8 protein-coding genes and 1 pseudogene are annotated in these 10,912 nt (G+C 61.6%); all 9 read left to right on the top strand.

The genetic code is table 11. The features are described from left to right. Positions 1-86: 86 nt before the first annotated feature. The 9 genes and pseudogenes from BBF94_RS24115 to purF all read left to right on the top strand — a co-directional run bounded on the left by BBF94_RS24115 (position 87) and on the right by purF (position 10,877). Complete coding sequence (locus BBF94_RS24115; RefSeq protein ID WP_065261452.1) at positions 87-1,097, top strand: aspartate-semialdehyde dehydrogenase; 1,011 nt, start codon at positions 87-89, stop codon at positions 1,095-1,097. Positions 1,098-1,303: 206 nt separating this feature from the next. Next, a complete protein-coding gene (locus BBF94_RS24110; RefSeq protein ID WP_065261451.1) occupies positions 1,304-3,943 on the top strand; it encodes a FimV/HubP family polar landmark protein in 2,640 nt (879 codons plus the stop codon). A 151-nt stretch (positions 3,944-4,094) separates the two neighbouring features. Continuing rightward, positions 4,095-4,919 (top strand): tRNA pseudouridine(38-40) synthase TruA, encoded by an 825-nt coding sequence (gene truA / locus BBF94_RS24105; RefSeq protein ID WP_065261450.1) that lies wholly within the window; start codon positions 4,095-4,097, stop codon positions 4,917-4,919. Positions 4,920-4,982: 63 nt separating this feature from the next. Further along, a complete protein-coding gene (locus BBF94_RS24100; RefSeq protein ID WP_065261449.1) occupies positions 4,983-5,597 on the top strand; it encodes a phosphoribosylanthranilate isomerase in 615 nt (204 codons plus the stop codon). A gap of 192 nt (positions 5,598-5,789) precedes the next feature. Beyond that, the gene (gene accD / locus BBF94_RS24095; protein WP_065261448.1) at positions 5,790-6,710 is read left to right on the top strand and encodes an acetyl-CoA carboxylase, carboxyltransferase subunit beta; all 921 of its coding nucleotides are present in this window, start codon (positions 5,790-5,792) and stop codon (positions 6,708-6,710) included. Then, the gene (folC, locus tag BBF94_RS24090) at positions 6,707-8,014 is read left to right on the top strand and encodes a bifunctional tetrahydrofolate synthase/dihydrofolate synthase (protein ID WP_065261447.1); all 1,308 of its coding nucleotides are present in this window, start codon (positions 6,707-6,709) and stop codon (positions 8,012-8,014) included. Before accD ends, folC begins: the two co-directional genes overlap by 4 nt. Next, positions 7,998-8,672 (top strand): SPOR domain-containing protein, encoded by a 675-nt coding sequence (locus BBF94_RS24085; RefSeq protein WP_065261446.1) that lies wholly within the window; start codon positions 7,998-8,000, stop codon positions 8,670-8,672. Before folC ends, BBF94_RS24085 begins: the two co-directional genes overlap by 17 nt. A gap of 98 nt (positions 8,673-8,770) precedes the next feature. Then, a complete protein-coding gene (locus BBF94_RS24080; protein ID WP_065261445.1) occupies positions 8,771-9,331 on the top strand; it encodes a CvpA family protein in 561 nt (186 codons plus the stop codon). Between the two features lie 41 nt (positions 9,332-9,372). Beyond that, positions 9,373-10,877: pseudogene (gene purF / locus BBF94_RS24075) on the top strand (amidophosphoribosyltransferase). Positions 10,878-10,912: the final 35 nt, after the last annotated feature.

Genomic DNA, 10,912 nt, shown 5'->3' with positions numbered 1-10,912 from the left:
GCGCCTTGCAAGGCGCGGGTTTTTTTTGCCTGTCCGGCAGCCACCCGGTAAAGTGCCGCTCCCCCCGTTCCACCAGAGGTCGCACCATGAGCCAGCCCATTGATATTGCCGTGATCGGCGCCACCGGTATTGTCGGCGAAACCCTTGTGCAGATTCTCGAGGAGCGCGACTTTCCGGTCGGCAACCTGCATCTGCTGGCCAGCAGCGAATCCGCTGGCAGCTCGGTGCTGTTTCGCAACAAGAACGTGCGTGTGCGCGAAGTCGACGCGTTCGATTTCAGCAAGGTCAGACTGGCGTTCTTTACCGCCGGCCCGGCCATCACCCTGAGCTACGCCGCCCGCGCTCACGCGGCAGGTTGCTCGTTGGTGGATCTGTCCGGAGCCTTGCCGGCGGATCAGGCGCCGCAAGTGGTGCCGGAAGCCAATGCCACTGTGCTCGCGGGTATGAAAATGCCCTTCCAGGTCAGCAGCCCGAGCCCGTCGGCCACCACGCTGGCGGTGGTGCTGGCGCCGTTGCTTGATCTGGTCGATCTGCAATCTGTGCATGTCACCGCCAATCTGGCGGTTTCCGCTCAGGGCCGTGAAGCGGTTTCCGAGCTGGCCCGGCAGACGACGGAACTGCTGAACATGCGTCCGCTGGAACCGACCTTCTTCGATCGGCAGATGGCGTTCAATCTGCTGGCTCAGGTCGGTAAGCCGGACGCGCACGGCCACACGCTGCTGGAAAAACGCCTGGTGCGCGAGCTGCGCCAGGTGCTGGCCAAACCTTCATTAAAGATTTCCGCAACTTGCGTTCAAGCCCCGGTGTTTTTTGGCGATAGCTTTAGCGTGACCTTGCAGTCAGCGAACGCGGTCGACCTGGAAAAAGTCAATGCCACGCTTGAAGACGCCGAGGGGATCGAACTGGTCGAGGCCGGCGATTATCCGACTGCGGTCGGTGACGCGGTGGGGCAGGACGTGGTCTATGTCGGGCGGGTTCGCGCCGGTGTCGACGAGCCGTCGGAACTTAATCTGTGGCTGACGTCAGATAACGTACGCAAAGGCGCGGCGCTCAACGCGGTGCAAGTGGCCGAGTTGTTGATAAAAGACCTGCTGTAAAAGATACTTGGCAACAATTTGTCGACTGATTCTAGCCGGGCGCTATGCTTGGCCAGACGGCTTGATGACGTAATACCCTCCGGGACTTTCCGGGGCATCAAAGAAATGATCGCGCGCGGCATGCTGTCGTCGCGCGCAATGCCTTACGGCAGCGACAATCGATATTTTCTCGCTGGCCGAGGAACGTTCAAACAAAGGAAGAGGCTATGGTTCAAGTTCGCAAACTGGTGTTAGCAATAGCGGCCGCCTCGGCGCTGTCCTCCGGTATGGCGCATGCCCTCGGGCTCGGGGAGCTGACCCTGAAGTCGACCCTGAACCAGCCGCTGGTGGCGGAAATCGAACTGCTCGATGTCAAGGATCTCACCGCTGCCGAAGTGGTGCCGAGCCTGGCTTCGCCGGAAGATTTCGCCAAGGCCGGCGTCGATCGCCAGGCGTTCCTCAATGATCTGACCTTCACCCCGGTGCTCAACGCCAGCGGCAAGAGCGTGCTGCGCGTAACCTCGAGCAAGCCGCTGTCGGAACCGATGGTGAAATTCCTCGTGCAGGTGATGTGGCCGAACGGCCGACTGCTGCGCGATTACAGCGTATTGCTGGACCCGTCGAAGTTTTCGCCACAGACGGCTGATGCCGCCGCTCAAGCTGCGCCGGCACAGACCATCACCGCGCCGACCACGGGCGCAACGCATTCGACGCATACCACCACGCCACGCGACACCCTGTGGGAAATCGCGGCGAAGGCGCGCACCGGCGGATCGATCCAGCAGACCATGCTGGCGATTCAGGCGCTGAACCCTGACGCATTCATCGACGGCAACATCAACCGCCTGAAAACCGGTCAGGTGCTGCGTCTGCCGGATCAGGTGCAAAGCACCGCATTGCCGCAGTCGAAAGCGATTGCCGAAGTGGCTGCGCAGAACGAGGCCTGGCGTCAGGGTCGTCGTTATGTGGCCAAGCCGGGCACCGGTCAGCAACAGCTCGACGCCACCAAGCGTGGTCGCGCCAATGCCGGCGCTGCGCAGAATGCCAAGGACAACCTGAGCCTCGTTTCCGCCGAAAGCGGCAAGGCTCGTGGAAAGGGGCCGGCCGGTGATGCCAAGGCTCTGAGCAACAAACTGGCCGTGACCCAGGAAAGTCTCGACACGACCCGTCGTGACAATGCGGAACTGAAAAGCCGCATGGCCGATCTGCAAAGTCAGCTGGACAAGCTGCAACGCCTGATCGAACTGAAGAATAACCAGCTGGCGAAAATGCAGGCCGAAGGCGCGGGCGCGACCCCGGCACCTGCAGCTGATGCGGCTGCTCCGGCAGTGCCGCCGGTTCCGGCCATTACTGCGGAGCTGGCGGCCACCCCGCCAGCCACGCCGGCCGAGGCCGCACCTGCCGCGCCTGCGCCTGAAGCCGCTGCGCCGGCCCCGGTTGAACCCGTGGTCGAGCCCAAGCCTGTCGCCGACGAAGACAAAGCCTTCAACGAGCTGCTGACCAACCCGATTCTGTTGGGGCTGGTCGGTGGTGGTGCGGTGGTGTTCCTGCTTCTGCTGTTGCTGCTGGCCCGTCGCCGCAAGGCGCAACAGGAGGCCGAGAAGCATCTGCGCATGGCTCGCGCTCTGGAAGAGCAGTCGTTCTCGCCTGAGCTCGATCTGCCGGAAGACAGCTTCGAAGGCCTGGAAGTGCCGGCGGCAAGCGTCAAGCTCACGCCAGCGCCAGCGCCGGCCCCTGTGGTGGCTCCGGTAGTGATGGCCGAGCCGATCGCCGCGCCACTGGTCGCTCCGGCTGCCGAGCGCTCCGACGACGTGCTGGACAAGGCGCAGTCGCATATCGATAACGGTCGCTTGAATCAGGCGGCGGCGTTGCTGGAGGAGGGCGTCAGCCTGGAGCCGCAGCGTAGCGACTTGCGCCTGAAGCTGATGGAAGTCTACGGTCGCCAGGGTGATCGTGATGCCTTCGTCGGTCAGGAGCGCCAACTGGTTGCCAATGGCGACAACTTCGCCAAGGTCGAAGAGCTGAAAAAACGCTTCCCGGCCATGGCGGTCGTTGCGGCTGCCGGTCTGGCGGCAGCGGCCATTGCGGCCGAGCTGGACGAGGATTACGTCAAGGAACTGCTGCTTGATGAGCCAGAAGCGCCTGTCGCCAAGGCCGAAGACGATCTGGACAGCGCTTTCGACCTGAGTCTGGATGATCTCGACAACATCAAGCCGCTGGATCCGGTTGCTCCGGTGACGGCTGTCGAGCCAGAGGCACCGGTGGAGCTGGACGAATTCCCGGCCGATGACGACCTGAGCTTCGAGTCTGTGCTGCAGCAGCAGACAGAGATCAAGGAAAACCTTGATGATCTGTCCGACTTCGATCTGGATCTGGACCTGGGTGCCGATCCTGCGCCGGTGCCGGTTGATCTGGCTGACGAGGATTTTTCGCTGGAGCTGGACGAGGGCGTGAAGGACCTGCCGCCGGTCGAGCCGCCGGTGGTGGCTGAAGCGCCTCTGGATGATCTGGAGCTGCCAGCCGATTTCGATCTGTCCCTGGCTGACGAAATGGATGCGACCCCGGCTGAACCGGATGCATTCGCCGCCGAACTGGACGACGTCAATGCCGAGCTGGATCGTCTGTCGAGCAGCATCAACGAGCCGAGCTTCACCGAAGCCGATGCCGCAATGGGTGGTGATCTGAGCGACGAGGACTTCGATTTCCTCGCCGGTACCGACGAGGCCGCCACCAAGCTCGATCTGGCTCAGGCTTACATCGACATGGGCGACAACGATGGCGCGCGCGACATCCTCAACGAAGTGCTCAGCGAGGGTGATGACAAGCAGAAGAACGAAGCGAAGGAAATGCTTTCGCACCTGGCCTGAGTCAGCGTTCGGCGATAAACAAAAACGCAGCCCATCGAGGCTGCCGTTTTTGTTTGGGTCTGGCATCCCCGGTTCGCCGCCTTATAATGCCCGCCTTCGTAGATCAGCAGGCTGTCCCGACTTGGCAAACATAGATAACCCGGCCGCCGAAATGGCTCCCGAAGGCTTTTTTCGCGTCGCTCTGGGCGTTGAATACAAAGGCTCGCGCTACAGCGGCTGGCAGCGCCAGTCCACCGGTGTGCTCACGGTGCAGGAAACCCTGGAAAATGCCTTGTCGAAGGTCGCCAATTCGCCGATCTCGCTGCAATGCGCCGGACGCACCGATGCCGGTGTGCATGCCTGCGGGCAGGTTGTGCATTTCGATACGCAGGTCGACCGCTCGCTGAAAGCCTGGGTCATGGGTGCAAACATCAACCTGCCCCACGACATCAGTGTCAGTTGGGCGAAGGTCATGCCTGCGCACTTTCATGCGCGATTCAAGGCCATTGCCCGGCGCTATCGCTACGTGATCTACAACGATCAGATCCGGCCGGCCCATCTCAATGAAGAAATCACCTGGAATCACCGCCCTCTGGATGTGGAGCGCATGGCCGAGGCCGCGCAGTACCTGATCGGTACTCATGACTTCAGTGCCTTCCGTGCCGGCCAGTGCCAGGCCAAGTCGCCGATCAAGCAGATGCATCACTTGCGCGTGACCCGTCACGGCAAAATGATCGTGCTGGACATCCGTGCCAATGCGTTTCTGCATCACATGGTGCGCAACATCGCCGGAGTGTTGATGACGATCGGTGCCGGCGAGCGACCGGTGGAGTGGATGAAAGAAGTGCTGGAAAGCCGTGAGCGGCGTTCCGGCGGGGTCACGGCTCATCCGTTCGGGCTATATCTGGTACAGGTCGAGTACCACGACGAATTCCCGTTGCCCGAGCGTTTCATCGGGCCACATTTCCTTACCGGTTTCTCGGAACTTGACGGCTGACGCCCTCGAATGCATTTGTTACCATCCGGGACTTTCCCGGATTTGCCTTGAGGTTTTATCGACATGTCGGCCGTTCGCAGCAAGATTTGCGGGATTACCCGCATAGAGGATGCGTTGGCAGCCGTCGAGGCCGGGGCCGATGCCATCGGGTTCGTGTTCTACGCCAAAAGCCCTCGGGCGGTGACCGTGCAGCAGGCGCGGGCGATCATTGCCGCGTTGCCGCCGTTCGTGACCACGGTGGGGCTGTTTGTCAACGCCAGTCGTTGCGAGCTCGGGGAAATCCTCGATGCGGTGCCGCTGGATCTGCTGCAATTTCACGGCGACGAGACCGCTGCCGAGTGCGAAGGCTGGCGCCGGCCGTACATCAAGGCCCTGCGGGTCAAGGCCGGCGATGACATCGCCGCAGCCTGCGATGCCTATCCGAGCGCCAGCGGCGTGCTGCTCGATACCTACGTGGAAGGCGTACCCGGTGGAACCGGCGAGGCGTTCGACTGGTCATTGATTCCGCAAGGTTTGAGCAAGCCGTTGATTCTTGCCGGCGGGTTGACACCCGAGAACGTCGCCGAAGCGGTTGCCCGGGTACGGCCCTACGCGGTTGACGTCAGCGGTGGGGTAGAGGCGAGCAAGGGTATCAAGGATCACGCAAGGATTCGGGCGTTCATCAACGCCATAGGTTGATGTGACGGCTGGCAGACTGCCGCCGTCCACAGCTCTGTAGAAAAGAGGCTGAGGGTCTTTTCGGATTGTACGCAGGTCAGTTCCGCTGACCCGGCAACGCCATCGATCATCGCCACACATGAATTTAGCTGAAGGGCATACACGGGGCCGCGAACCAGAGCGTTCGGGCCGCCGGTACTGGAGAAAGAAAGCATGAGCAACTGGTTGGTAGACAAGCTGATCCCTTCGATCATGCGTTCGGAGGTCAAGAAGAGCTCGGTGCCTGAAGGCCTGTGGCACAAATGCCCGTCCTGCGAGGCCGTGCTGTATCGTCCGGAGCTGGAAAAGACCCTGGACGTTTGCCCTAAATGCAACCACCACATGCGCATCGGAGCACGTGCGCGCATCGACATCTTCCTGGATGCCGAAGGTCGTGCTGAGCTGGGTGCTGACCTGGAGCCGGTTGACCGTCTGAAATTCCGTGACGGCAAGAAGTACAAGGATCGCCTGACTGCTGCGCAGAAGCAGACCGGCGAGAAAGACGCGCTGGTTTCCATGAGCGGCACCCTGCTGGGCATGCCTGTCGTGGTTTCGGCGTTCGAATTCAGCTTCATGGGCGGCTCCATGGGCGCCATCGTCGGTGAGCGCTTCGTGCGCGCTGCCAACTACGCTCTGGAAAACCGTTGCCCGATGGTCTGCTTCTCCGCCTCCGGTGGCGCGCGGATGCAGGAAGCCCTGATTTCCCTGATGCAGATGGCCAAGACCTCGGCGGTGCTGGCGCGTCTGCGTGAAGAAGGCATTCCGTTCATCTCTGTGCTGACCGATCCGGTTTACGGCGGCGTTTCCGCCAGTCTGGCGATGCTGGGCGACGTGATCGTCGGCGAGCCGAAAGCCCTGATCGGCTTCGCCGGCCCGCGCGTGATCGAGCAGACCGTGCGCGAAAAACTGCCGGAAGGCTTCCAGCGCAGCGAGTTCCTGCTGGAGCACGGTGCAATCGACCTGATCATCGATCGTCGTGAGCTGCGTCCGCGCCTGGGCAATCTGCTGGCACAACTGACCGGCAAGCCGACGCCGACCTACGTTGCTGCGCCTGTCGAGCCGATCGTCGTTCCACCGGTGCCTGCCAACGTATGACCGAGCGCACCCTTGGCGAGTGGCTCGCCTACCTTGAGCAGTTGCATCCTTCCGCCATCGACATGGGGCTGGAGCGTTCGCAACAGGTAGCGTCCCGCATGGGGCTGGGCCAGCCGGCGCCTCGGGTGATTACGGTCACCGGCACCAATGGCAAGGGTTCGACCTGCGCTTTCGTGGCTTCATTGCTGCGGGCGCAGGGCCTGAGCGTCGGTGTCTACAACTCCCCGCACCTGCTGCGTTACAACGAGCGGGTGCAGCTCAATGGCGTCGAAGCCACGGATGCGCAACTGTGCGAAGCCTTTGCAGCGGTTGAAGCCGGGCGGGGCGAGATTTCCCTGACTTACTTCGAGATGGGCACTCTGGCGGCATTCTGGCTGTTTCAACAGGCCGGGCTCGACGCGGTAGTGCTTGAGGTCGGCCTGGGCGGGCGTCTGGACACGGTCAACGTGGTCGATGCAGATATCGCGCTGGTCACCAGCATTGGTGTCGATCATGCGGATTACCTGGGCAATACCCGCGAGTCCGTGGCCTTCGAGAAGGCCGGAATTTTCCGTCAGGGCAAACCGGCACTGTGCGGCGATCTGAATCCTCCACAACCTCTGCTGGACAAGGCACGCGAGCTTGCTTGCCCGTTCTTTCTGCGTGGGCGCGATTTCGATCTCGGCATCACTGACCAATTCTGGCAGTGGCGCGGTACCGACGCAGATGGCCAGGCCGTTGAATTGCGCGATTTGCCGCTGCTCGACCTGCCGATGGAAAACGCTGCACTGGCGTTGCAGGCTTATCTGCTGCTGGGCCTGCCTTGGGACGCTCGACAGATTGTTGCGGCTTTGCAGGCCACTCGCGTGGTCGGTCGCCTTGATCGTCGCTCGTTCGAATGGAACGGCAAGCGCCTGAACCTGCTGCTGGACGTGGGTCATAACCCGCACGCGGCGGAGTATCTGGCCCGGCGTCTGGCTGCCCGTCCACCGGTCGGCAAGCGCCTGGCCGTGTTCGGCCTGTTGGCGGACAAGGATCTGGATGGCGTGGTCGGTGAGTTGAATGCCAGTGTCCAGCATTGGGCGGTGGCGCCGCTGGATTCGCCGCGAGCGCGCCCGGTCGCTGAATTGAATGCGGCATTGCAGAACCTTGGAGCGTCGGTCGCGTCTTATGACAGCGTGGCGGCTGCTCTGGAGGGGCAATGTGCAGTGGCCACCAGCGACGACGAGATCTTGTTGTTCGGATCATTTTATTGTGTCGCCGAGGCCCTTGAGTGGCTGGCCCGGCGCTCCACGGAGGAAGCGGCAAATGGCTTTGCTGGATAAAGCGTACAAGCAGCGCATGGTCGGTGCTCTGGTGCTGGTGGCGCTGGCGGTGATTTTCCTGCCGATGCTGTTTTCCCGTCAGGACGAGCAGCGTCAGGTAACCGTCGAGGCGCCCGCTGCGCCGCAGGCGCCTGCCGTGGCGCAGATCCAGATGGAAACCGTGGCGGTGCCTGAGCCGCAAGTTCTGCCTCAAGAGCCGGTGCCGAGTGATGATGAGGTCGCCGAGCAGGCCTCGCCGGTCGCACCGGTTGCGCCTGCGGTTCCAGCTCCAGCTCCGGCCCCGGTAGCCAAACCGGTTGCAGTTGCTCCAGCGCCAGCGCCTGCGCCCGTGAGCAAGCCAACTGCCGCTCCGGCTCAACCGATCGCTGCGCTGTCGGCGAAGCCGGATACCACCCAGAGCCGCGTCGATGCCAATGGCCTGTCGGTGAGCTGGTCGGTGCAACTGGCCAGTCTGTCGAGTCGCGCCAGTGCCGAAAGCCTGCAGAAAACCCTGCGCAGTCAGGGTTACAACGCTTATATCCGCTCTGCCGATGGCAAGAATCGGGTGTTCGTCGGTCCGCTGATCGAGCGCGCCGAAGCCGACCGTCTGCGTGATCTGTTGAGCCGCCAGCAGAACCTCAAGGGGTTTGTGGTGCGCTTTCAGCCCGAGCGTGGCTGAAATCTATCACCTCGATTGAAATGCACTGACAATCGCAGCTTACCGACAGCCATGCGCTCTGCTAAAATGCGCCGCCTTATCCGTCTGTAGGCTGCACTGTGCCATTTACCTGGGTTGACTGGGCGATCGTTGCAATCATCGCCATCTCCGCTTTGATCAGTTTGAGCCGCGGCTTCGTCAAGGAAGCACTATCGCTGGTGACCTGGATCATCGCAGGAGCGGTTGCCTGGATGTTCGGTGGCTCACTGTCCGAGTACCTCGCCGGATACATCCAAACACCGTCGGCTCGTGTGATCACGGGCTGTGCCATCATGTTTGTCGCCACACTGATCGTGGGCGCAATGATCAATTATCTTATCGGCGAACTGGTTCGCGTCACCGGATTGTCCGGGACCGACAGGTTTCTCGGCATGGCCTTCGGCGCTGCGCGTGGCGTGTTGCTGGTGGTCGTGGCGGTCGGGCTGTTGAGCCTGGGGCCGGTACAGCAGGACGGGTGGTGGAAAGAATCACAGCTCGTGCCAAAGTTTCTATTGGTCGCAGACTGGTCCAAAAACCTGATTCTCGGGTGGAGCAGTCAGTGGCTTGCCAGCGGAATCAGCGTACCCGCTGAAATTCCGTTCAAGGAGCAACTCTTGCCGTCGGCCAAAACGCCTCAGTGAGTGTTGTTCAGTTCAGATCCATTAAGTAGGGGTTGCGTCGCATGTGTGGCATCGTCGGTATCGTCGGTAAGTCGAACGTCAATCAGGCGCTGTATGACGCGCTAACCGTGCTCCAGCACCGCGGCCAGGACGCTGCCGGTATCGTGACCAGCCATGATGGCCGGTTGTTCTTGCGCAAGGACAATGGTCTGGTGCGTGACGTGTTTCAGCAGCGTCACATGCAGCGCCTGGTCGGTCACATGGGTATCGGTCACGTCCGTTATCCGACTGCCGGCAGCTCGACGTCGGCCGAGGCTCAGCCGTTCTACGTCAACTCGCCATACGGCATTACCCTGGCGCACAACGGCAACCTGACCAACGTTGAGCAGTTGGCCAAGGAAATCTACGAATCCGATCTGCGTCACGTCAACACCAGTTCCGACTCTGAAGTGCTGCTCAACGTGTTCGCCCACGAACTGGCCCAGCGCGGCAAGTTGCAGCCGACCGAGGAAGACGTGTTCGCTGCCGTGACCGACGTCCACAACCGTTGTGTCGGTGGCTACGCCGTAGTGGCGATGGTGACCGGATACGGCATCGTCGGTTTCCGCGACCCGCACGGCATTCGTCCGATCGTGTTCGGTCAGCGTCATACCGACGAAGGTGTCGAGTACATGATCGCGTCCGAAAGCGTTTCGCTGGACGTGCTCGGTTTCACCCTGATCCGCGACCTGGCGCCTGGCGAAGCGGTCTACATCACTGAAGACGGCAAGCTGCACACCCGTCAGTGCGCGACCAACCCGTCGCTGACCCCGTGCATCTTCGAGCACGTCTACCTGGCGCGCCCGGATTCGATCATCGACGGCGTGTCGGTCTACAAGGCCCGTCTGCGCATGGGTGAGAAGCTGGCCGAGAAGATCCTGCGTGAGCGTCCAGAGCACGACATCGACGTGGTCATCCCGATTCCGGACACCAGTCGCACTGCGGCGCTGGAGCTGGCGAACCATCTGGGCGTGAAATTTCGCGAAGGTTTCGTCAAGAACCGTTACATCGGCCGTACCTTCATCATGCCTGGCCAGGCCGCGCGCAAGAAATCGGTACGTCAGAAGCTCAACGCCATCGAGCTGGAGTTCCGCGGCAAGAACGTCATGCTGGTGGACGACTCGATCGTCCGCGGTACCACCTGCAAGCAGATCATCCAGATGGCCCGTGAGGCCGGCGCGAAAACGTCTACTTCTGCTCGGCGGCCCCGGCCGTGCGCTTCCCGAACGTTTATGGCATCGACATGCCAAGCGCCCACGAGCTGATCGCACACAATCGTTCGACCCAGGACGTGGCTGACCTGATCGGTGCCGACTGGCTGATCTATCAGGATCTGCCTGACTTGATCGAAGCGGTCGGTGGCGGCAAGATCAAGATCGAAAACTTCGATTGTGCGGTATTCGACGGCAAGTACGTTACCGGCGACGTCGATGAGGCCTATCTGAACAAGATCGAGCAGGCACGCAACGACGCCTCGAAGGCCAAGACCCAGGCGGTGAGCGCGATCATCGATCTGTACAACAACTGAGTTTCAACCGGCCCTTAGGGGCCGGTTTTGTATCT

Origin of the sequence: Pseudomonas bananamidigenes, assembly GCF_001679645.1 — a bacterium.
GTDB lineage: Bacteria > Pseudomonadota > Gammaproteobacteria > Pseudomonadales > Pseudomonadaceae > Aquipseudomonas > Aquipseudomonas bananamidigenes.
Note: the sequence above shows the minus strand (reverse complement) of the source record. Positions and strands in the feature narration are given on the sequence as shown.

Excerpts from the sequence above, each read along its gene's own strand:
- BBF94_RS24115 (WP_065261452.1), top strand. The coding sequence starts at position 87 with ATGAGCCAGCCCATTGATATTGCCGTGATCGGCGCCACCGGTATTGTC.
- BBF94_RS24110 (WP_065261451.1), top strand. The coding sequence starts at position 1,304 with ATGGTTCAAGTTCGCAAACTGGTGTTAGCAATAGCGGCCGCCTCGGCG.
- truA (WP_065261450.1), top strand. The coding sequence starts at position 4,095 with ATGGCTCCCGAAGGCTTTTTTCGCGTCGCTCTGGGCGTTGAATACAAA.
- BBF94_RS24100 (WP_065261449.1), top strand. The coding sequence starts at position 4,983 with ATGTCGGCCGTTCGCAGCAAGATTTGCGGGATTACCCGCATAGAGGAT.
- accD (WP_065261448.1), top strand. The coding sequence starts at position 5,790 with ATGAGCAACTGGTTGGTAGACAAGCTGATCCCTTCGATCATGCGTTCG.
- folC (WP_065261447.1), top strand. The coding sequence starts at position 6,707 with ATGACCGAGCGCACCCTTGGCGAGTGGCTCGCCTACCTTGAGCAGTTG.
- BBF94_RS24085 (WP_065261446.1), top strand. The coding sequence starts at position 7,998 with ATGGCTTTGCTGGATAAAGCGTACAAGCAGCGCATGGTCGGTGCTCTG.